Origin of the sequence: Leadbetterella byssophila DSM 17132 (assembly GCF_000166395.1) — a bacterium.
GTDB classification, from domain to species: Bacteria; Bacteroidota; Bacteroidia; order Cytophagales; family Spirosomataceae; genus Leadbetterella; species Leadbetterella byssophila.
Window position 1 is genome coordinate 1,422,721 of the sequence record NC_014655.1, and the last position, 21,022, is coordinate 1,443,742.

Here is a 21,022-nt window from a genome sequence, read left to right on the forward strand (position 1 = left end):
TTATCAATTAGACTCACGATTTATTTGAGACACTACCCAAAAAGTAGGACAAAATTAAATTAGAGATTTCGGGGTAAAAAGGATATCTATTTCTTATTTTTCAAATCGTCATTGATGATAATCCTGTCATTTTGCTTTACCCCATTTTGCAAACGGCCAAAATTATAATAAAAATTTACGCTAAAAGTTCTGTTAAAGCTGTCAGAGAAATTTGTTTGTCTGAAATCTCCACCGTTTATAGTCGTTTTATTTCTGTAATAGCGAGTCCATGGGTTATTAACTGTCAGACTTATTTTTGCCTTTTTATCAAATAAACTCTTCGATATTGAAGCGCTGGTTATGTATCTTTCATTATTATATCCTTGCAAAGATAGATCCCTTGTTGAATAACCAAGATTAAGAGAAAGCCGATACCCCTTATTCAAACTATAGCCAATATAAACGTAAATATTGCCTGTGAATCCACTATTCGAAATGTCTTCGCCAAGCTGCTCACCTGAGAAATAAAGATAAGAGATTTGTCCATTTAAATTAATATTGGTTCGACCCTTAGAAAAATTGTAATTAAAATTATCACCAATTCTTCTGACCTTCCCGGAATTTGTAGGATGTGAAATTGTTATGGAATCTTGATGGATGTAAGTAACATATTGAATGGAATAATTTGTAAAATTGAAAAATAAACTTGAAGAAAGGGTACTCGACTTTCCATATTTAGAATAAGTAAAATCGACATTATGATATTTCGCTGGTTTTAGGTTTACATTGCCTGTAGAAACAAATAGGCTGTTAGAAATATCGACATAAGGATTTAACTGGAAAATACCGGGACGCTGTATCCTTTGGTTATATGACAAATTAAGCGTTCCAAGTTTTTTGTAGTTCTTCTGCAAAATAAAAGATGGTAAAAAATTGGTGTAATCAAAATCGAGCTTTTTATCCTCTGACATAAATATCGCCTTTTCATTTGTCTTCTCCAAACGTCCCCCTGCTTTCCAGTCAAGGCTGAATAACTTGAAGGAATAGCTGTTGTATATGCTTAGAATATTTTGTTGATGAATATAAGAATTAGTATTTACAGGTGTAATAGTAGAATTTGTCAATCCATTCTGATTAGACTCACTAAAGTTTGACCGGAAGATACCCTTGGTACCACCTTCCACATGCCATTTCTTGAATGGATAACTTAGGTCAATTTGGCCCGTATGCTCATTCATTCCAAAAGTATTTTCCTGTGAATAATTTTGCTGATTAGTATTTTGTTCTCCGCTATAGGTAATTACGTTAGATTGGTAATTATTAAGCCGTAAATAATTATAGGAAGCAGTTAAGGTGGCATCCTTATTTTTCTTGAATCTATTTTGATAATTTAATGATAAATTTTTATTTCCAAGCTTTAAAGTTCTATCAATTAATTCGTTATATAATGGCCATAAGTTTCCCGGACTGGCTAAAATATTATTAAAAATACTGGTAGTACGGTCGGGAAAGTTATAGTAAGTGAAAGATGCTGTCAATAAATTCAAGGTGTCTATGTCGATACTTATGTCAGTTGTACTGAACATATAGTATCCCCTTGATTTTTTTGTGCCATATTGATTAATTAATTGAAAGCCCTGTACGTTATCTTGAATGGTTCCCTGACTCAGATCAGGTTGATGTTGTCGGTTATAACCGGCGCTTTCAGATATAGCAATCTTCCCGCGTCGTATGGATAGTGCCCCATTTAAACCAGGTCCTATAGGATAATCGTAAGATGCACCAATTGTACCGCTGTACCCATTGTTCAAATTTTTCTTCGTAATAATATTGACTATGCCATTTACCCCTTCAGCATCATATCTTGAAGAAGGATGTGAGATGATTTCAACCTTTTTTATACTACTTGCAGGCATTGATTTTAATACGCTTTCGGGATTCCCCTGTAAAGATTGAGCTGGCCTTCCATTTATGTAGAATTTGAAATCGGTACTGCCTTTCATTAGCACTTTTTCATTATTATTTACGGATAGTAATGGTACTTTCTTTAATATATCTAATAGATTTTTTGTGGTATTCTCAGGATCATCACTGACACTATATTCGAGACCTTCTATTGTTGGCTTTACCAATGGTCTGCTGCCCTTTATTACCACTTCATTAAGGATTTTGGAATCTCTAACCAAGTATATGTTTCCTAAATTAAGTATGACATCTGAAAATGGGATAGTAAAAGTCTTGACATATGTTTGATATCCCACCGCAGTAATTACAAAGCGATAGTTTCTTTCTGAAATTAATTGAGTGGTAATCAGTCCCTTCGAATCTACAAAAATAGAATCTACAGCCTTTATGTCGCCTTCATATAATTTAATTACCGCGGTAGATATTTCCGTATGATCAATTGAATCGAGAATACTTAGACGGACTGTAGTTATTGATTGCCCTTTTACACCTAGACCTCTAAAAATGAAAAGCGAAGTAAAAATTAAACACCATAGAAAAGATTTCATGGGATTGTTAATTTTATTAATTTTCTTAATTAAATTTAAATTAAACAAAAAAAATTACATTGCTTAAAATTACCAACGTAAATTTTCTTACTAATTTAGAATTACTCTTAAATCATGCTTAAACTTCTCTTAAATGACGATGGAACATTAGAAAACGCAGGTATTCAACTTACACGTCTTCTAAAAGTTAAAGTAACAAAAAGCTTCATCAGGCAATACCTACATCGACATAGCAATTACCCGAGCTTGACAGCGCTGAGTGATTGTTTATCTGACTTAAATATTGAAAATGGCGCATTCAGAATAAATTATGATGAACTGAAAGTGTATCCTGTACCGTTATTAGCTGTCGTGGAAACTGATAATCAAGAACTAATGGTTGTCTCAAGTGTTGAAGATAACACAATCAGCTATGTTGATAAACGTGGTCATAATATTGAAATATATAAGGAAGATTTCTTATCACAGTGGTCGGGAGTAGTGTTGGCAGTTAACTCTTCTGAAAATAGCGGGGAAAAAAATTATATTAAGCAACATAGAGCCGATTTAGTATATAAAGCAAAAACGATTGCCGCCTTAGGCTCCATACTGTTTTTTTGCATATTCTGTACAATTCATTACGCTATGTCTAGTAATGATTGGAAAAGCACGATAGCATACGCAGTTTTACAACTACTATCCATTTTTGGTTTGGGGGTTTGCTTTCTGTTACTTCTTTATGAAGTTGACAGTGAAAATAAGGCACTAAAAAAAATCTGCTCTGTTAAGAAAAATGTAAATTGTAAAGCAGTATTAAATTCTAAATATGCAAAATTGCTGCCTGGTCTTACATTCAGCGAAATTGGATTTGCATTTTTTTTTGGAAATTTAAGCCTTTTAACACTTGCTTCGTTTGATTCTAGTATCGCAAGTTCACTTATATCGCTAGTTAAAATAATGTATGTCTTTAGTATCATTGGTGTGTTCATCTCCATATATGCACAATGGAAATTAATAAAAGAATGGTGTACGTTGTGTTTAGTGGTTCAGTCAGTGCTATTTATAGGAAGTATTATAAGTTTCTATTTATATATAGTTGATGGATTTGGAGGATTAAGTGGAGATATTGGTACGATACTAACTTGTACTCTATTCTTCTTTACAATTCCGTTGTTGTTGTGGAAATCGATGAAAGGAGATTTCAAGGATTTTTTTACTTATAAAAGCCTAGCAATGGAACTAAATAGATTGAAGTTTAATCATCCAATTTTTGAATCCATTTTAACTACTCAAAAGAAAATTGAAAAGGTTCCTGACACCTTGGGTATAACACTAGGTAACCCTGATGCATCAACTGTTGTTCTTAAAGTGTGTAGCCCATACTGTGATCCTTGCGCAAAGGCGCATCCGGAATACAAAAAATTACTCGAAACTTATCATGACAATATTAAATTGCATATCATTTTTAGTGCATCAAGTAGTTGGGAGGACCCACGTTCATTCCCTGTAAAAATATTTATGGCAATAAATCTTACTAAAGATAAAAAGCTTATAGAAAAAGCGCTAGATGATTGGTACAATGCTAAAGAGAAGAATTTTGAAGTTTTTGCGACTAAATATCAAATAAACGTAGATTCACATGAGGTTATTGACCAGATAGACAAAATGTATAAGTGGACAAAGGATAATGATATAACTTTTACTCCAACGTTTTTTATAAACGGATACCAGATGCCAGAAATGTACTCAGTGCAAGATATTCCCAATTTTGTTAGAGTATAATAATATGGATATCAGGAAAACTATTAAGGTTATCAGTCCCTATTTTGGAGAATGGCCGTGGTATTTTAAATATTTTTTACATTCATGCAGCTTTAATCCCGGAGTTGAGTTCCTCGTCGTAAGTGATATTCCTTTTGAAGACGATTTACCTCCTAACGTTAAATTATTGGAACTCTCTTTACATAACTTCAAAGAATTGGCTTCTGAAAAACTCGGATTTGAGGTAGTCATAAATGACCCCTATAAACTATGCGATTTTAAGCCTGCTTATGGTCATATCTTTGAGGACTATCTTCTCGGATATGATTATTGGGGGCATGGGGATATAGATATTATCTTTGGAAATTTAGCAAATTTTATAAGCGAGCCTGTCAATAATAATTATGATGTAATATATCTTCGGCACGATTTTATAACTGGTTATTTTACTTTATTTAAAAATACGGGCAAGATTAATGCCCTTTACAGACAAAGTAAAGATTATGAAAAGATATTTATGAATGCACGCCATTTCTGTTTTGATGAAACAAATTTTTCGTTCACATCATTCGCTGACGGAATACACTATTCGAAAATCAGCTCTGAAATAGAAAGTATGATGCACGTAATAAAAAGATTGCAAGAAAATCAGGTAATTCAAGCTTATTTCGATTTTCACGTAATAGAAGGCACTCCTGGAAGGCTAACATGGATTAACGGTAGCCTTTTTTACAAAAATAAGTTTGAAGTTGCCCTTTATCATATGATAAAATTTAAATACAACACAAACATACAAAAGCATAAACATGTATTGGGCAATAATTTCAAAATAACACCAACAAGAATTATTCAGATAAATTAGGGGAGCATGACATTTGGATTCAAATTTACTAAACAACATGATAGTATGGATTGTGGCCCTGCTTGCCTCAGGATGATATTTCATTTCCATGGTCTGAAAATAAGTCGACAACAGATATACGATAAGACAGATTTAGGATCCACTGGTGTATCATTATTGAGTCTTGCAGATTCCGCAGAGAAATTTGGGTTTGAAAGTACTTCAATTCGCTGCAAAATTGAAAAATTCAAGGAATTTCAACTACCTGTAATCCTTTTATGGAATCAATTTCATTATGTAGTTTTATATAAGTCTTCAAGAGATAAATATTTTATCGCAGATCCAGCGGTCGGGAAGATCAAATTAACTAAAAAAGATTTTCTCACTCAGTGGGTTGCTGATAAACAATCGGGTGAAGGGATTGTTATGCTTCTGCAACCAAAAAACGAGGATTACAAAAATAAAAAATATGATTATTCGGCAGATCATGAACGCGTTGGTCTAAAAAAATTGTACGGGCACATTTGGACTTATAAAAAATATTTTGGCCAAATTATAATTGGACTGTTTATCAGTAGTTCGATTCAGCTACTTTTACCATTTATGACACAGAGTATTGTAGATACTGGCATTCGCCAAAAAAATATTTCCTTTATCAACCTAATTATTATTGGCCAGGCAATTTTAATTATAGGCAGGCTACTAGTAGAAATTGTTCGGAACAGACTTCTCTTATATGTTAGTACACATATTAATTTGAAAATTCTTTCAGAATTTTGGGTGAAGCTAATGCGTTTGCCCCTAAGCTTTTTTCAAATACGTAGTTCAGGGGATATTTTTCAACGAATAGCAGATCAAAATCGCATTGAACAATTTCTAACCGGCGGTACAATTAACACATTGTTCTCTCTCATAAACTTAATTGTATTCTCAGTTGTCCTGTACATTTACAACTCTACATTTTTTTTTATATTCTTTTCAAGTAATGTGCTTTACTTTTTATGGATATTTTTGTTTGTTCCAATTAGACGCAATCTTGACTACAAACGCTTTGCTTTAAGCAGTAATGAAAACTCGACTACTATGCAAATTATTTTGGGCATGCAGGACATAAAGCTCAGCAACAGCGAAATTCTGAAGCGAAAAGAATGGGAACGCATACAAGCCTCGATATTTAATATAAACTTCAAAGGGCTAACTTTAAATCAATTACAGCAATCCGGGGCATTTATTATAAATGAAGGAAAAAATATTCTTATTACTCTTCTAGTTTCGAGAGATGTCGTCAACGGCGGCATTACTTTAGGGGTTATGTTAGCAATACAGTTCATTATCGGACAGCTCAACAGTCCGATAGAGCAATTATTGGGGTTCTTTCAACAAGCGCAGGATGCTAAAATCAGTTTGAGTAGACTAAATGAAATTCACGAACTAAAAGAAGAGGAGCCATCTGATAAAAAATTTTCTAATTTCTTGCCTAAACAATCTGATATCAGATTTGAAAACATTTCCTTTTCATACCCGGGGAATTCGCATATAACAGTCTTAGACGATGTAACATTCACCATTCCACACGGAAAAATAACTGCAATAGTGGGAATGAGTGGTAGCGGTAAGTCTACAATTTTAAAACTGCTTATGCAATTTTACTCAAACTATTCCGGAAAAATAAAAATTGGAGAAAATAGCATAACAGATATTAGACCCTCAAGATGGAGAGATAATTGCGGATGCGTAATGCAAGATGGATTTATCTTCAATACCAATATTGCAAATAATATTGCAATTGATTATACTGCTATTGATCACGACCGGTTGAGGCGGTCTTGTCAAGTTGCAAATATCCTTGAGTTTATTGAAAGTTTGCCATTGGGGTTTAATACTTCCATCGGAGGCGACGCTCAAGGTCTAAGTCAAGGTCAAAAGCAACGCATATTGATTGCTCGTGCAGTTTATAAAGATCCAGCTTTCCTTTTTTTTGATGAAGCTACGAATGCACTGGACGCCAATAATGAGCATTCAATTGTTAAAAATTTGTATACTTTTTTCGAGAAAAGAACTGTGCTAATTATAGCACATCGTCTTAGCACTATACAATATGCAAACAATATCATTGTCATGCATGAGGGGAAGGTTGTAGAACAAGGGAGTCACCACAACCTTATCGAGCGAAAAGGCAAGTATTTTGAGCTATTCAAAAATCAATTTCAAACAACTGGGTCATGAACAAAATTTTGCTTGGAAGTGATGATAAAAAGCCTGTAAGTGATGTCGGGTCGGTTATCAATGATGTTTTGTCAGATAAACCCGATTTTCTTACAAGAAATGGCACATTTCTTCTTTTATTCTTAACAATCTTACTTGGGATATTAGCAGCACAAGTAAAGTATCCTACGTTTCATTCTTGTACAGGAGTAATGATAAAGAATGATATGAATGGCCAATATTTGCTATATTTTGATGACAATTGCAAAAATCTAAATTCCACTTTAACCGATAAACAAGTTAACATTTTCAAGGATGCTGCCCAAACTATTCGAATCAATGCGGAAATTCAAAAAATCAATATCGTTAATAACAGATTAGTCGCCACGTTATACTCGGCTAACAACAAATTATCTGACAAGCACAAAACCCTGAAAGTTTACCTAACAGTAAGGACGAATACGCAAAGTCTATTAACTGCATTTTTAGCCACCCTAAAATATAACCTCCAACAAAAAAAATAAATTTGCTTATTAAAAATATTATTATAAATTTGATATAAGTTTTTGATTATCATCATATCAGTAGCACTATTCAATTCTTTATATTTTAAATTTAAGCACTTAAATTATGAGCAAACCAAAAATGAACTTTGCCAATCTACAAGGTAAACTTGGCAGGGATGAAATGTCAAAAATCATGGCAGGCAGCGGTAATTGTCAGGCCAATAATCAGTCATGTAGTACCGCAAACCAACTTAATTGCTGTAGTGGCCTACAATGTACGAATTATAAATGCGGTTACCCTACTATTACATAAAGTAAAGCCTCTGACATCACTTGTTGTTAGAGGTTTTTCTAGGGATATTCCGGGAAAGCCCAACTTGTTCATTAGAACTTGTTGGGCTTTTGATTATCTTTGTATATCATCCTGATTCTTACACAACACGTAGAGGTCAAGTACTCTTTTGGCATCGTTTTTCTTTTTCGCTCTCAGGTAGCTTACAGAAATGTTCTTGTTAGTATAGTAGCGCACCAGGCTGTGGTACTCCTTTACCTCTTTGTACACACGATCAATAATGTCCATACGCTCTTTGTCATTCAACGAAAGGCATGTAGAGGTTACAATCTGCTTCATTTCTTTCAGCAGTTCGGTACTTTCATGGAGCAGCGCCGAATAACCGTTGCCGATAGCGACCAATTACTGTGGGGTAAAATTTGGGTCGTTCATCATCTTACCAAAATTCTGAACGTACATTTCGGATACATCGCCTACCAATAAAACCGTTTGCTGCACCTTACGGGCATCTTTCACAAGGTTGTTGATAGCTTTCAGCTTGTCGTAATACTCCTTGCCCTGGTCGTACACTTTCTTCACTTCGTTGAAGTTCTTTATCACATTACTCACGGTGGAAGAAGTCTGTATGATTTCATTCGCACTGTGTATCCGCCCTACGAACTACAGGTTAGCGTTCTGTTGCATTTTCTTGTAGTTCTGAGGGAATAGATCTCTGAGATTTTTATGATTGATGGTCATGATATTCGGGAGGGTATATTTCAGCCACGGGAAGGGGTTTACCTCATGTTTTTTGCAGATGGCGAAGAATGAATAGATCATAGCTGCTCTTTGAGCGGCTTCATGGCTACCGGCGAAGAGATAGTTTTTACGGCCGATTGCTACCGGACTTATGGCATTTTCCACCAGGTTGTTGTCTATGTGAAGGCTACCATCGTAAAGATAAGCCGACAGCGCATCCCATCGGCTGTACGCATAGGCCATGGCTTTGCCAATCTGGCTCTTGGGAAGCGTACCCTTTATTTCCTGGAAGATCCATTTGCCCAGCTCATTAATCACGGGAAGGGACTTTTCAAGGCGAAGTTCTTTTACCTGATCCGGGGATAGGTTTGCTTCTCTTGCCTGGCGTTCGACCGAGTACAGCGCCTGAATCATCAATAAGGCCTTTTGTGCTCTTGACCTGTCATTATCCAGCGCCCGCTCAAATTCCCGGCGGGCATGTGCCCAGCAGGCCAGGTGGGTTACCTCTTTCTTACGGCCATATTTTTCATACACCGCATAGCCATCCGTCTGCAGATAGCCCTGGAAATTCTCCAACATAGAGAAGGCCGCTTTATCTCCACGGGTGGGACTATAGTCAAAAAGTACCGTTCCATCCAAAGGAGCATGATATACCCAATAGTAGCCCTGATGGGCAGCACCTTTCTTATCGCTGTCCAATACCCTGATCGGGTCGAGTAGGTAAGGGGAATTTCACCCCGAACCTCTCACAGCACCGTGCGTGACAGTCTCCCGTCACACGGCGCTTCCAGATCAGCCTTTACTTTATTTAGTACGGTCTGGCAAGCGTCCAGTGGATGAATAGTTTTGGGTTCTGGTTATAGATTTTCCTCAACCACTGATGTGCTCTCCTTCTTCCCATCTTTTTACGTCTCATAACCCATCGTACCAACTTGAGGTTAATCCAATACCAAAGTCCGTACACCGTCCATCTTGAATACACACAGTAGTAATTAATCCAACCTCTGGCCATTGCGTTCAGGCGTTGGGCGATGTCTTGCAGCTTTCCCATGAAACGCCTGTTCACTACACTCTTCACTTTCTCTCGAACGGATTTCTTCGCATCCTGACTCATACACGGAAAATACGTAAGTTTCCAGCCGTTTTTGGTTGGCCTGCCCAAGGGTCGAAATGTATGACCAAGGAAGGTGAACGAAACCGGTACTGGATTTGACTCTCTGTGGATCGAGTTTTTGCAGTATACGATTTTTGTTTTCTCGCTGTTGAGTTCAAGTTTGCACTCCTTCATACGCTTGGTTACCGCATTCTTGATAAATACAGCCTGATTCCAAGTGGTACAGTGGATGATGGCGTCATCGCAATACCTTTCAAAAGGCATATTGCCGTGATGCTTTTCCATCCATTTGTCGAAAACGAAGTGCAGGAAGATGTTGGCCAGCAGGGGACTTATCACTCCACCCTGAGGTGTCCCTTTTTCTCGTTTGTGCACTTTACCCTCACGCACTACGCCCACTTCAAGCCAGCGTTCGATGTACATGATTATCCATTTCTCATCGGTATATACACGCACGGCTTTCATGAGTAGTTCGTGATCGATGTTATCGAAGAAGCCACGGATGTCCAGGTCCACAACCCAGCTGTAGTACCCACAGTTCCGCACCGTTTTAGCCAGCGCATCATGCGCACTCTTGTTCGGACGATAACCGTAGCTGTCCTGATGGAAGCTCGGCTCCACCTTGGGTTCAAGATAGCTTTTGACAACCTGTTGGGCTACCCGGTCTGACACCGTAGGTATTCCGAGTCCTCGATAACCTCCACTTTTCTTGGGAATTTGCACCTCCCTTACTGCTTTGGGATGGTAACTGCCCGAGGTCATACGGTTCCAGATCTTATATAGATTATCCGCTAACCGTTCCTCAAACTGTTCCAGACTCTGCGTATCAATCCCGGCACTCCCCTTATTTGCCCGTACTTTTCGGTAAGCATCCAACACCATTTTCTTGGTGATTGGATGTTGCTTTGTTTCATAGTAATCAATCATCCGTTTTACTGTTGTTGTTTATTATGAAACTGATCCGGTCACTCCCTTTCCTCCATTTCCATTACAGAAATTTCATCGGTACTACGGAGTGATCCGTCCCTATGGAAGGCTTTGGCAATTTTGACCTTGTACATGTGTTGCACTTGTGTCCTTGCCTTGGCATCCTCCCATAAGTTCCCTTGTTCCATACGATCGCCTGATCCAAGTTCCTGCGACCTCTGCACCGCCTGCCATCCAGCCGACACCAGTTTACTGCTGCTGGACTCTGATCTCGGCCACGAAACTTTTTGTCCGATTTTGGCAGGGTATCAGTCGATAACGATACTTTAATACAGCCGTTCACTTTCGTTCAGCTCCTTGGATCACACTTGATAGTTACATTACTACCTTTTCTCTCGTCGCTCAATACCACCCCCTTTCGGAAAGGCAGCACCACGGAGTAGTTTGTTGGGTATGTCTGTCATCCCCAACGGCAGGCCAAACTGCCATCAATCGTACAGCATGCAGCCTAGCCTTAGGCTGTTTCAAGGCACACCGTTTCATCTACCTGTAAATACCCGCTGGATCTGGTCTCGAAGATCAGCTGGTCATAAAGCGGTTGAAGTTTGAGCAGAGCCTCCTTTGTCCATCCTTCTATCGTAGAGGAGGGGATCTGGATGTTTTCCCGAGCGAAGATCTGCTTCTGGCGGTAAAGGGGCAGGTGATCCTGGTACTTTCCCGTCAGAATCATCGCCAGCAGGCCTGCTCCCGGGATCCCTTTATCAATCACCCGCTCCGGAAGTGCTGCCATCTTTACGCCTTCCCCGTTTTTAGCCGCATATTTATAGCGGTTGATGTAGAACTTTGCCGGTTCACATTCCAGTTCTTCGGTAATCTGATACAAACCATCTCTGATAGGTCACCCTCAGGATGAATCTCGATCTCTACGACAGGTAAGTACTCAGGCAATTTTGCACGGCCTTTGTGGTTAGGGCGTTTGCGAATGTATTCTATCTTTTCCCGGATTTCTTCCTGTTGTTCTTGCCGGACTTGCTCTGGTGCTTCAAAGGGGAGGCTGAGTTGATTGGTGTCTGCCTCGAAGCGCTCTCTTTTCTGGCCAAACTGCATGCGACGAAGCATCTCTACCTGCGCTTTTAAATAATCACGCTCATATGTAAGGGTGTCACGCTCATGAGCGAGAGTAGCGATCCTTTTGGGTAGAGTCCTTGGTTAGGGAATCAACTATCCGTTGCTGTTCGACAAGAGCCTGGTCACGGCTGGAAATAACCTTGATAAGGTCTTCTTTTGAGAGGTTTTTCAATGCCGTTTCCATACCATAAAGATACGGATTTTACTCCGGTCTACCTATAAAAACACGCACAATTATGGCAGTGAATAGCGCTTTTTTTGAATGCTGCTCACCACCTGAATCCCTTCGATCATCAGCACCAAATCGCTCCATGACAGCTCTCCCTTTTTCAGTGTAGACCTGCCAAAAGTGCCTTGTTCGAGCCGCTTGTAATACAGTACAAAACCGCCACGTTCCCAGTGCAAAAGCTTAATGTGGGTACGGCTACGGTTCAGGAACACAAACACTTCCCCACTGGTAGGCTGACGCTGCATTCTGCAAGTAACCAGTCCGCATAGACCATCGAATGATTTGCGCATATCACAATGACCATCGTAGAGGTAGAACCGGTGGCTCGAACCCAATGAAAACATCAGTACAAACGGATCAACTGTGACAACAGACGTACATCCGGCTCTATTCTCAACTTTACTCCATTGGGGTAAATAATCTCTACCGCTCCGCTCTCAGGCTTAGCCCGATCAATCTCCACAAACCCTTCAGTGTATCCTAAGATGCTTTGGCTGCGGGAAAACCAATAATAAAATGTGGAACTGCTAACTCCTTTTTCCAGGCAGTATTGCTTCTTACTCTTCCCACTTGCCCGCCAATCCGATATCAGCCACAGCATATGTTCCCGTTTATCTTCTTTACTCATGCCACAAAATTATCCACTATGAGCATCCTTTAAAATATGTAATTCGTAGGGCGGATACCTGCAAAAGAGCACGTCTTGCCATTCAAGACACCCTGGATATTGTAGGAGGAAAATGGAAACTTGTGCTCATAAGCATACTTCGTAACCAAAAAATGAAGTTCAATGAGCTGTCTAGAGAAGCCAACATCAGCCCTCGTATACTCTCCAAAGAATTACAGGAACTGGAAACCAATGGGTTCGTCACTCGAAAAGTCTGTAACACAAAACCCATCACAGTAGAATATGAGCTAACACCATATAGTGACAGCCTTTCTGAAGTGGTAGATGCCATGCATAGATGGGGAGTACTGCACCGCAAGAAAATCATGCAGTCGTCTAATTAATTTCTTTTACACCGACAGAAAAGTAGATTTCATCTAAAGAAGTGTCTATACGTAAGTGATTTGCGTTTTGTTTAGTAAATTGCGACCTGAGAATCATTTAGTTCATCGTGAAGTTGTTCTTTTATAAAAGAGGCTCATATCTCTTACTAACATTACTATTACTAGCCGTTACCATTTTTGGAACGTATATCACTTTGACAAGTAATTTTGAAATTTCTACTTTAAGGTCTGATTGGGAGGATTTGCTAAGGTTTGCAGTCTATTTATCTGTACTTTGTCTGGTAGCAGTGATTGGCTATTTCCACTGGAGACAGTTGGTTAAAGAGGAGATCAGCACCAAAATCCCTGTCACTCGCCACCGTATGGATCACCTGCTAGCAGACATTAGAGACCTTCGTAAATTAGTAGATTTAAAAGATCAAATTGGGGATGACTATTTCAGAAAGCACTGTAAAGCATTCTTGAATCTCTATAATCTCGAAAGAGAATACCTGGACAAATTGTTGTACAATATCTGCGAAGACAAAGTAGATGACCTTTTGATACAAATCGACTACGAACTGGTTCAGATCTTTAAAGAACTTCATTATATCAAGGGGAGCAGTGTGCACTTAACCATTGAAGAAAATCTCCCCATCCGTTTAAAAGACTGCCTGGAATCCTGGTTAAAATATTACCATCAGCATGATTTCTCCAACTAAGTGCCCTTGTTGCTCAGGAAAAGATTTTACAGATTGTTGTGAACCCTTTCTAAACAAAACAGTCCCGCCTAGCAGTCCGGAAGCCTTGATGCGCTCCAGATATTCCGCATATGTACTTAAGAATCCTCAATATATTTTAGATACTATTCATCCTTCAAAACGAAAGTATCATCGGCTGGAAGATATCATCAAATGGAGTACAGAGAGTCATTGGATTAGACTTGAGGTTATTTCTGCCCTGAAAGATAGAGTAAAATTCAAAGCATATTACAGGGATAAATGGGGAAATGCCCATATCCATGTTGAACATTCTCAATTCAAAAGAGAGAAGGGAATCTGGTACTTTTATGATGCAGAATATTAGTCCAAAAATCTACCTTTTTCCTCTGCGGTAGGAAGGTAACAATATTCTCCCATCCATTTCTTTCTATTTCTGGCCACTACATCGTACCACTTATCTCTTATAAATAAGGGTAAGATCTTTCCCAAATTTGCTAGGGAATATATTCCCCCTAAAACCTGACAAATTCGAATTATAGCAGAAGATTTCCTCCAAAACTTATTATCATCTCCAAGCAAATACAAGGTATCCCAATCCTCCTCAGGAAGGCCATTCTTTCTAAGAAAGTTCCTGCCAAATTCCCCTTGCAAAGAAGCAAAATCAAAACTACCGGCTTTATCCCTTTGAAGAATCCACTTCACCCAAAAATTGCAAAACCCACAAGAGCCATCATATAAAACCGTATACTTCATTTCCGCTCAATTAAACCTTCTACAAAATCCTGCCATTGCAACTGGCTTAAACCCATAAATCCACCCCATGCTGCCACTACATTTCTAAGGGAATTTATCAAACCACTACTGTAATTTATGGTTTCATTCCGACCATGAATGGAGGCCCAAACCTCTTTGTCTTTGCGGATCAATAAAAAGGTATTACTGGACTTATGATGTAGAAAATGGGCAATCTTCCGCTTACCGGGCGATGGGCAAGGCTGAACCCTTAGAATGATCAATTGATAATCGTCTTCCTCTCTTTCCTGCAGAAATCGGATCTTCACCCAATCATATCCTCCCCCATACCTATTCTTTAATTTCGGCAATCCTATCCTTATACAATCACCCACCTCAGGTGCCCTGTGTATCAAATGGCCAAACCGATCCGTAAGAGTGAATGTTGCTTTCTCCTTTCCTGCCACCACTTCCCACCTGTTTATATCCTTCAAACGCTTCTTTGCCCTACGAAATAGCATAGCAGCCTCAGTGGAAGTGGGACACCTATTCCTACTTACATTATCACATTTACGGCCCACCCGCTGCAAGGGTAAGAGAGTAGTATAATACGGATCCTTCATGGCTAACTTGGTGAGATTTAAGTAAATAAAATTAGTTAAAAATCACCAAAACCCAAGACATTAATTATCTTTCCGAAAGCCAGGATTTAACTTTTACCTTTGCCTCCTCAGCATATTCTTTTGTCCTTTCTTTGGGACAAAGTGGAGAAATTCTAAAGGAATGGTTTGATTGAGCTACCACATGATATTGAATTACAGGAGGAGTTCCTTGAGGAAAAATCTTGCTTAACTGCTCTACACAAGTTTGAGGATTGACCAATGCATCATTCTCTCCAAACATTAGCAAAAGCGGTCGATTAATCTTCTTTAAATAAGGAGAAGGTTCAAATTTTCGTATGATTCTCAACTGCTGAAAATTACCTTTCCACCCCATTAATCGGGACATACACAGTATTTTCCTCACCTTTTTTTCTGCCTTCCCACGGGGATCTTCAAGGCCAGCACAGAAGTACTTTGAGGTATAATCATTAATTATTTGCTCTTTAACACTAAAAGTGGGACCCGCTAGACTAATTCCACGCTCAAAAACTTCAGGGTACTCTGCTAAAGCCACTTGAGTGATCCATCCCCCCTGACTATGCCCTACTACTATTGCCTTTTGTACTCCTAACTCTTTCTTTAGATATGCGCCTACTGCACCTGCATCAGCAGCCCTATCCCTAAAATTGGCCTTTGTCCAATTTCTCTCTGACTTTCCAATTCCTCTTTTATCAAATACTGCCACCGCATAACCTTCTTCTAGTAGATCTTCGAAGAAATACTTACTAAATGTAGCGTAGCTAGCTCTAGTAGATCCCACATTAGAACCCACTAGAAAAACGATCAAACTATGTACAGGTTTCTTTACTTTGTATACCTCCGTTTCCAATCTTCCGGCTGGTCCTGGAATTTGAAAGGTTAGCGTATCTGTCTGAGCAAATAGAATAAAGGGGAAAAAGAGGGTAATTAGGTATTTCATGGTTTTAGGTAAATGGTCATCTGCTCCTCTTTGGCCTTCTTCCATCCCTCTGCCACTAACATCCGTTCTAATGCCTGCATCACAAAATAATGCGACACCACTAGAACCTTCCCCTGAGTCAATAAAGGAAGCACTTCCCGTATTTTTTGCGCAAATTTAGACTTTTGCTTCTTTAGTCCAAATCTGCAGTACATGGCCCAAACAAAAAAAGGTAATTTTAAATTGCGAGATAACCTCGGTTTAAACTCTTCCAATTCCTTCAAGGTAATAATCTCCCCTTCAAACACATTCTCAGCTGTCCTAAGAGCCCTGTAAAGTGGACTTGAATAGCATTTATCCCAGTCGCCTACTTGAAGATCCACAACTTCTAAATCCTCACATTCATCATATCTGTCCAGCCATTCTTCCACCTCATCTCCTCTCATCCAAAATTTCTCCGGATAGGCTGCCTTAACTTTAAAGTGTCTAAGTAATCCGATTTTCATAAAAGAATAGACTTCCAATTCATGGCATAGGTTGGAATTAATTTTTCAAATAATCCAATGCTTTCTGTAATGCTACATCTTTTCCTTCCAGTAAATCCTGAAGTGTAGGTTTCACTATCAAATCTGTTTTGGAGATTCGTTCTTGCTCAAAACCGGGAATCCTATAATTGATCGTGGGAAACACCAATTCTAATCCGGATTCGGGTAGTACGGTTCCTTTGAGCTGCCGTCCTATTCTCAAGCCCTCTGATGGGTCTTCTCCAATCACAATTCCCAACTTATGATGTTCAAATATTTGTCGGAAAATATGCGCTTCAGAATAAGTACAAACATCAGCTAGAAGCACGAGATTCAAATCTCTCTTTGCCTTTCCTTCCTGAAATTCCAATATGGGCATATAGCTCTTTACACCCTCAGAAAAGTAATCTATACCCTCTGCCAAATTGAACTTCTCCCTAGTTAAAACCTCCAACAATCCTTTAACGATCAGATCACTTCCTCCCAGATTCCCCCTTATATCTATTATCAACTTCCCTGAAGGCACCTTCTCCACCATGTCTGCCCACTGATATACCATTTCCTCAAACTGCAAATCTGCAAGTCTTAAAATACCGATATCCTCAACTACCTTAAAATTGACACTTTCTTCCCAGGCCTGAGCTTTACCTGTTGCGGTCCAATTAAGGTTGGGAGTAACCATTTCAAATTGATCCTTCCAATCAAAATAATCATGTAAAAAACGTCCAATGGCTTTTGCCGTCCGCCTCTCCAAAAATGGCAGCATAGCAGGGAGGCAACCTTTCCATATCACCACCAACAAAGAATCAGAACTAACCCCATTTACCGCCAGTAATTCCCTACCCTTCTGCCCTTCAATCTCCTCGAGAATAAAGATTTTATTATTTTCTATCCAAAGTTCATAAGGAAAGAGTAAAGTCGAACTCAATTTCCTCCTAACTCCGAAATGTGCATCTCCTGTCGACAGAACTAGAGGTCGTAGTATTCTGTACCAATCCGCCTCAGACTCCGCCATTGGAACCACTCCCATGAGGCTATCTATAGTTCTTTCGAAATGCTTCTCATTTCCAGAAAACGGATAAGGAGTGCTGTTCCTGATCTCTGCAATAGCACGGTCAAGATCTGTTTCCTGAGCCTGTGCTGAGATGGAGATCAAGAGCCAAAGGACGATAAGAATCTTCATATCATTTTACCGTCACGTTTCAATTGATCCATGATAATCTTCACCCCTTCTACCTGGATCTGCTCTTTAGCATATTCTTCTGTTGAAAAGAATTTCAGGTCGCCTATCTCTGCACTCGCTTCAAAGCCATCCACTTCAGGGTAAAGAAAACAATCTTGCTCCATAACCCTTGGCGGTTCTTCTCCATAGGCCATTGCTTGTACATGAGAATAGAAAGTACACCATTCCGGATTCAGCGTCAAATTCAGTTCCTCTTTAATTTCTCTGCATAAACCTTCAAGTGTAGTCTCACCCGGATCAACCTTGCCCCCGGGCAAATAATAAGCTTTTTTGTTATTGCTATAGGCCAGAAGCAACTTCTGGTCTTTGATAAGTAAGAGTCCTGCTGTAGTGATCATGGCACAAAAATACGTGCATAAATAATTTAAACAAATCCAGTAAAATTTTGGCCTACTACCTACCAGATACTAAATTTTTCCATTTAAATAATTAAAAATCAGAGCACAATTTGAATCATATCAATAATAATAATTAGGTTTATGTCTTAAAGTGAATTATGGTCATGAGCAAGCAACTCGCGTGGCCATTACTCATTCTGGTACTGGGTTGTTCAAAACCTACAGCGGATGAGTCCTCCCAAATCACCGCTTGCACAACTCCCCAGTTAAACGATGAGGAATGGTACACCTCAGGAAAGAAAGCTCCACTTTTTCAGGGGCTAGAAGGCATCACATTTCCAGTAAGTACGAAAAGTGATGAGGCAAGAAAGTATTTTAGGCAAGGCATGATGCTGTCCTATGGATATAATCATGGGGAAGCGGCACGCTCCTTCTTTCAAGCATCTAAAATAGATACCAATTTTGCCATGGCATATTGGGGTTTCGCCTATGTTCTAGGACCCAATTACAATTCGCCCATGCGCGAAGAAAATTTGGAACATGCACAAACTGCCATCAAGAAAGCAAAAGAGAAGTTGGCTTTCGCCAGTGAGATAGAAAGAGCCCTTATTGAGGCTTTGCAAGTAAGATACCAAAAAGACATTTCTAAAGGAAATGAAGACTATGCCAAAGCCATGAAGAATGTCTTCCAAGCTTTTCCCTCTGATCCGGATGTGGGTGCACTCTATGTAGAATCCTTACTTAATCTTCATCCCTGGAATCTGTACAAGAACAAAGAGCCGCTTCCCTGGACCCATGAGATCATTAGTACCTTAGAAGGTTTAATAAAAATCCATCCATTACACGCCGGAATACATCATTTTTATATTCATACCCTTGAATCTTCTCCTTTTCCGGAGAGAGCCCTTAGCAGTGCCCGACTCTTAGAGAGTCTTGTGTCAGGTTCCGGTCATCTCATACACATGCCCTCTCATATTTATATCAATACAGGTGATTATCATCTGGGAACTTTGACGAATTTGAAGGCACTGGAAGTAGACAGCTTGTATACTACTGCTTGTCATGCACAGGGCGTTTACCCTCTTACCTACTATCCGCACAACTTACATTTCCTAACAGCCACGGCAACTTTGGAAGGAAATTCAGCCCTAGCTTGGAATGCCGCTAAAAAACTCCAATCAAAAATCCATAAACCCTTTATGAAGTTGAGAGAATGGAGTACTTTACAGCATTATTTTTGTATCCCCTTCTTCGTAGGAGTTAAGTTTTCCTTGTGGGAAGATCTACTTAATCAGCCTTCCCCGGACTTAGATTACCCCAAAGCCATTTGGCATTATGCCAGAGGAATGGCCTATTTAGGAAGAAATGACATTTCACATGCGGAAATAGAAGCGCAGGCTCTAAAAAACTACCTAAATAATGAGGAAATCAAAAAACTCAGCATTTGGGAGATCAATACCTGCAATGATATAGTAAACATTGCCCATCATGTTCTTCAGGGCCAAATGGCTTTGGCTAAAAATGACTATAAAAAAGGAATACAGCTCCTCAAGAAAGCCGTACAATTAGAAGATAATTTGAATTATAATGAGCCTCCAGATTGGTTCTTCTCTGTCCGTCATCTCTTAGGAGCTGCCCTTCTTCAGAACGGCCAATACGCTTCTGCCGCTCAAGTCTACAAAGAAGATCTAGACCAATGGAAAAAGAACGGATGGGCGCTATCAGGCTTAAGACAGGCCCTGCTAGCCCAAGGTAAAACAAAAGAAGCTCGAGAAGTGGAAGTACAATTAGAAGAAGCATGGCAATATGCCGATCGAAAAATCTCTAGTAGTTTTAGTAGGTTTCCGATAAAGTAAGCCTATATACATGCTCCCCTAATTCTACACCTTGATATTCAAATCCGGCCTTCTCCAAAACTCTACAAGAGGCCGGATTATCTAAGAAAACCTTTGCAATTAATCGCTCAAACCGTCCCCTGGCTTGATGAATTACCTTTTCTACAGCTCTAGTAGCTATACCCTGCCCCCAATACGGAACGCCTATCCAGTATCCCACTTCTGCCTCCTCCGGTTGGTGATGAACCTGCAGACTGACCACTCCCACAAAGTCCTTCTCTTCGAAAATTCCAAAAACGGAATCGTCCTGACAAAGGCTTAAGAATTTTTTGGCATCATCAAGGGTATAGGGATAAGGAAAAGTAGCCCTCAAATGCTTACCCACTCGGGGATCATTAGCCAAAAGTTGAATCTGCTCCGGGAGAACAGAGGAAATGGGGCGTAAAGTTGTGGTCATATAATAGAAATTTACAAAAATTAATTGATAATTCCAAGTAAAATCATTGAAAATGAAATACCTACTATTCCTAACACCATTCTTTCTCTTCAACTCAAGTAAGAATGACCCTATGGATAGATTCGCGGAAATTGAAATTCTACCCGGACATTTAGAGACTTATCTAGCATTTCTCAATGAAGAAGCAAAGGCCTCTTTAGAAAAAGAAGATGGAGTATTATGCATTCATCCTACCGTCAAAGGAAACCATGTCAGAATGCTAGAAGTGGAAGCTGCATACCAGGCTCACTTCCTGCATTACAAAAACGCAAAGACTGATAGGATAAAATCCTTGGTATGAATAGATGTTGAGGTAACAGATCAAGAAATATTGGAAATGGTATTAAAAAAATAAAGGGAGGAAAAACCC

20 protein-coding genes and 3 pseudogenes are annotated in these 21,022 nt (G+C 39.2%); 9 read left to right on the top strand and 14 right to left on the bottom strand.

The window, feature by feature from the left end:
* Positions 1–86: 86 nt before the first annotated feature.
* A complete protein-coding gene (locus LBYS_RS06835; protein ID WP_013408141.1) occupies positions 87–2,492 on the bottom strand; it encodes a TonB-dependent receptor in 2,406 nt (801 codons plus the stop codon).
* A 114-nt stretch (positions 2,493–2,606) separates the two neighbouring features.
* Between LBYS_RS06835 and LBYS_RS06840 the strand changes: the two genes are divergently transcribed.
* From LBYS_RS06840 to LBYS_RS06855, 4 genes are read left to right on the top strand one after another with little or no spacing between them, the layout of a single operon-like run.
* Complete coding sequence (locus LBYS_RS06840; protein WP_013408142.1) at positions 2,607–4,253, top strand: vitamin K epoxide reductase family protein; 1,647 nt, start codon at positions 2,607–2,609, stop codon at positions 4,251–4,253.
* Positions 4,254–4,257: 4 nt separating this feature from the next.
* The gene (locus LBYS_RS06845; protein ID WP_013408143.1) at positions 4,258–5,094 is read left to right on the top strand and encodes a DUF6625 family protein; all 837 of its coding nucleotides are present in this window, start codon (positions 4,258–4,260) and stop codon (positions 5,092–5,094) included.
* 6 nt (positions 5,095–5,100) lie between these two features.
* Entirely contained in the window at positions 5,101–7,299 is a 2,199-nt protein-coding gene (locus LBYS_RS06850) for a peptidase domain-containing ABC transporter (protein WP_013408144.1), read from the top strand.
* Positions 7,296–7,802, top strand: a complete 507-nt coding sequence (locus tag LBYS_RS06855) for a hypothetical protein (protein WP_013408145.1) — start codon at positions 7,296–7,298, stop codon at positions 7,800–7,802. Before LBYS_RS06850 ends, LBYS_RS06855 begins: the two co-directional genes overlap by 4 nt.
* Positions 7,803–8,190: 388 nt before the next feature.
* Here LBYS_RS06855 and LBYS_RS19805 read toward each other — a convergent pair.
* The 6 genes and pseudogenes from LBYS_RS19805 to tnpA form a co-directional block, all read right to left on the bottom strand.
* Positions 8,191–8,730 (bottom strand): annotated as a pseudogene (locus tag LBYS_RS19805) (TrbJ/VirB5 family protein); the annotation flags it as partial.
* Between the two features lie 6 nt (positions 8,731–8,736).
* Positions 8,737–9,525 (bottom strand): annotated as a pseudogene (gene tnpC / locus LBYS_RS06865) (IS66 family transposase); the annotation flags it as partial.
* A 97-nt stretch (positions 9,526–9,622) separates the two neighbouring features.
* The gene (gene ltrA, locus LBYS_RS06870) at positions 9,623–10,855 is read right to left on the bottom strand and encodes a group II intron reverse transcriptase/maturase (RefSeq protein ID WP_013408147.1); all 1,233 of its coding nucleotides are present in this window, start codon (positions 10,853–10,855) and stop codon (positions 9,623–9,625) included.
* A gap of 535 nt (positions 10,856–11,390) precedes the next feature.
* A pseudogene (locus LBYS_RS18735) lies at positions 11,391–11,992 on the bottom strand (IS66 family transposase); the annotation flags it as partial.
* Positions 11,993–12,217: 225 nt separating this feature from the next.
* Positions 12,218–12,556, bottom strand: a complete 339-nt coding sequence (tnpB, locus tag LBYS_RS06880; protein WP_041823483.1) for an IS66 family insertion sequence element accessory protein TnpB — start codon at positions 12,554–12,556, stop codon at positions 12,218–12,220.
* Positions 12,556–12,840, bottom strand: coding sequence for an IS66 family insertion sequence element accessory protein TnpA (gene tnpA, locus LBYS_RS06885; protein ID WP_013408149.1), 285 nt, complete (start codon positions 12,838–12,840; stop codon positions 12,556–12,558). Before tnpA ends, tnpB begins: the two co-directional genes overlap by 1 nt.
* Between tnpA and LBYS_RS19740 the strand changes: the two genes are divergently transcribed.
* The 3 genes from LBYS_RS19740 (at position 12,783) to LBYS_RS06900 (ending at position 14,288) form a co-directional block, all read left to right on the top strand.
* Positions 12,783–13,223, top strand: coding sequence for a winged helix-turn-helix transcriptional regulator (locus LBYS_RS19740; protein ID WP_262494823.1), 441 nt, complete (start codon positions 12,783–12,785; stop codon positions 13,221–13,223). The two genes, tnpA and LBYS_RS19740, sit on opposite strands and share 58 nt — an antisense overlap.
* 107 nt (positions 13,224–13,330) lie before the next feature.
* The gene (locus tag LBYS_RS06895; protein ID WP_148225785.1) at positions 13,331–13,924 is read left to right on the top strand and encodes a hypothetical protein; all 594 of its coding nucleotides are present in this window, start codon (positions 13,331–13,333) and stop codon (positions 13,922–13,924) included.
* Complete coding sequence (locus tag LBYS_RS06900) at positions 13,908–14,288, top strand: YchJ family protein (RefSeq protein WP_013408151.1); 381 nt, start codon at positions 13,908–13,910, stop codon at positions 14,286–14,288. The genes LBYS_RS06895 and LBYS_RS06900 overlap by 17 nt, the downstream gene beginning before the upstream one ends.
* Here LBYS_RS06900 and LBYS_RS06905 read toward each other — a convergent pair.
* The 6 genes from LBYS_RS06905 to LBYS_RS06930 all read right to left on the bottom strand — a co-directional run bounded on the left by LBYS_RS06905 (position 14,285) and on the right by LBYS_RS06930 (position 18,321).
* Positions 14,285–14,677 (bottom strand): thiol-disulfide oxidoreductase DCC family protein, encoded by a 393-nt coding sequence (locus tag LBYS_RS06905; RefSeq protein WP_013408152.1) that lies wholly within the window; start codon positions 14,675–14,677, stop codon positions 14,285–14,287. The genes LBYS_RS06900 and LBYS_RS06905 overlap by 4 nt on opposite strands.
* Positions 14,674–15,279: a hypothetical protein gene (locus LBYS_RS06910; protein ID WP_013408153.1), complete on the bottom strand. Its 606-nt coding sequence runs from the start codon at positions 15,277–15,279 to the stop codon at positions 14,674–14,676. Before LBYS_RS06910 ends, LBYS_RS06905 begins: the two co-directional genes overlap by 4 nt.
* Positions 15,280–15,343: 64 nt before the next feature.
* Positions 15,344–16,237, bottom strand: a complete 894-nt coding sequence (locus LBYS_RS06915; protein WP_187287934.1) for an alpha/beta hydrolase family protein — start codon at positions 16,235–16,237, stop codon at positions 15,344–15,346.
* Positions 16,234–16,722: a histidine phosphatase family protein gene (locus tag LBYS_RS06920; RefSeq protein WP_013408155.1), complete on the bottom strand. Its 489-nt coding sequence runs from the start codon at positions 16,720–16,722 to the stop codon at positions 16,234–16,236. Before LBYS_RS06920 ends, LBYS_RS06915 begins: the two co-directional genes overlap by 4 nt.
* A gap of 37 nt (positions 16,723–16,759) precedes the next feature.
* Positions 16,760–17,923: a S41 family peptidase gene (locus LBYS_RS06925; protein WP_013408156.1), complete on the bottom strand. Its 1,164-nt coding sequence runs from the start codon at positions 17,921–17,923 to the stop codon at positions 16,760–16,762.
* Positions 17,920–18,321 carry an NUDIX hydrolase gene (locus LBYS_RS06930; RefSeq protein WP_013408157.1) on the bottom strand — a complete coding sequence of 134 codons (402 nt, stop codon included), beginning with the start codon at positions 18,319–18,321 and terminating at the stop codon, positions 17,920–17,922. The genes LBYS_RS06925 and LBYS_RS06930 overlap by 4 nt, the downstream gene beginning before the upstream one ends.
* A 164-nt stretch (positions 18,322–18,485) precedes the next feature.
* Here LBYS_RS06930 and LBYS_RS06935 point away from each other — a divergent pair, with 164 nt between their 5' ends.
* Positions 18,486–20,177, top strand: coding sequence for a tetratricopeptide repeat protein (locus tag LBYS_RS06935; protein WP_013408158.1), 1,692 nt, complete (start codon positions 18,486–18,488; stop codon positions 20,175–20,177).
* Here the strand turns inward: LBYS_RS06935 and LBYS_RS06940 are convergent.
* Complete coding sequence (locus LBYS_RS06940) at positions 20,155–20,613, bottom strand: GNAT family N-acetyltransferase (RefSeq protein ID WP_013408159.1); 459 nt, start codon at positions 20,611–20,613, stop codon at positions 20,155–20,157. The two genes, LBYS_RS06935 and LBYS_RS06940, sit on opposite strands and share 23 nt — an antisense overlap.
* A 52-nt stretch (positions 20,614–20,665) precedes the next feature.
* Here LBYS_RS06940 and LBYS_RS06945 point away from each other — a divergent pair, with 52 nt between their 5' ends.
* Positions 20,666–20,953 (top strand): hypothetical protein, encoded by a 288-nt coding sequence (locus LBYS_RS06945; protein WP_013408160.1) that lies wholly within the window; start codon positions 20,666–20,668, stop codon positions 20,951–20,953.
* Positions 20,954–21,022 lie beyond the last annotated feature (69 nt).

Excerpts from the sequence above, each read along its gene's own strand:
- LBYS_RS06925 (WP_013408156.1), bottom strand. The coding sequence starts at position 17,923 with ATGAAGATTCTTATCGTCCTTTGGCTCTTGATCTCCATCTCAGCACAG.
- LBYS_RS06855 (WP_013408145.1), top strand. The coding sequence starts at position 7,296 with ATGAACAAAATTTTGCTTGGAAGTGATGATAAAAAGCCTGTAAGTGAT.
- LBYS_RS06840 (WP_013408142.1), top strand. The coding sequence starts at position 2,607 with ATGCTTAAACTTCTCTTAAATGACGATGGAACATTAGAAAACGCAGGT.
- tnpB (WP_041823483.1), bottom strand. The coding sequence starts at position 12,556 with ATGTTTTCATTGGGTTCGAGCCACCGGTTCTACCTCTACGATGGTCAT.
- LBYS_RS06850 (WP_013408144.1), top strand. The coding sequence starts at position 5,101 with ATGACATTTGGATTCAAATTTACTAAACAACATGATAGTATGGATTGT.
- LBYS_RS06910 (WP_013408153.1), bottom strand. The coding sequence starts at position 15,279 with ATGAAGGATCCGTATTATACTACTCTCTTACCCTTGCAGCGGGTGGGC.
- LBYS_RS06900 (WP_013408151.1), top strand. The coding sequence starts at position 13,908 with ATGATTTCTCCAACTAAGTGCCCTTGTTGCTCAGGAAAAGATTTTACA.
- LBYS_RS06905 (WP_013408152.1), bottom strand. The coding sequence starts at position 14,677 with ATGAAGTATACGGTTTTATATGATGGCTCTTGTGGGTTTTGCAATTTT.
- LBYS_RS06920 (WP_013408155.1), bottom strand. The coding sequence starts at position 16,722 with ATGAAAATCGGATTACTTAGACACTTTAAAGTTAAGGCAGCCTATCCG.
- ltrA (WP_013408147.1), bottom strand. The coding sequence starts at position 10,855 with ATGATTGATTACTATGAAACAAAGCAACATCCAATCACCAAGAAAATG.
- LBYS_RS06935 (WP_013408158.1), top strand. The coding sequence starts at position 18,486 with ATGAGCAAGCAACTCGCGTGGCCATTACTCATTCTGGTACTGGGTTGT.
- tnpA (WP_013408149.1), bottom strand. The coding sequence starts at position 12,840 with ATGAGTAAAGAAGATAAACGGGAACATATGCTGTGGCTGATATCGGAT.
- LBYS_RS06835 (WP_013408141.1), bottom strand. The coding sequence starts at position 2,492 with ATGAAATCTTTTCTATGGTGTTTAATTTTTACTTCGCTTTTCATTTTT.
- LBYS_RS06930 (WP_013408157.1), bottom strand. The coding sequence starts at position 18,321 with ATGATCACTACAGCAGGACTCTTACTTATCAAAGACCAGAAGTTGCTT.
- LBYS_RS06915 (WP_187287934.1), bottom strand. The coding sequence starts at position 16,237 with ATGAAATACCTAATTACCCTCTTTTTCCCCTTTATTCTATTTGCTCAG.
- LBYS_RS06940 (WP_013408159.1), bottom strand. The coding sequence starts at position 20,613 with ATGACCACAACTTTACGCCCCATTTCCTCTGTTCTCCCGGAGCAGATT.
- LBYS_RS06845 (WP_013408143.1), top strand. The coding sequence starts at position 4,258 with ATGGATATCAGGAAAACTATTAAGGTTATCAGTCCCTATTTTGGAGAA.
- LBYS_RS06945 (WP_013408160.1), top strand. The coding sequence starts at position 20,666 with ATGAAATACCTACTATTCCTAACACCATTCTTTCTCTTCAACTCAAGT.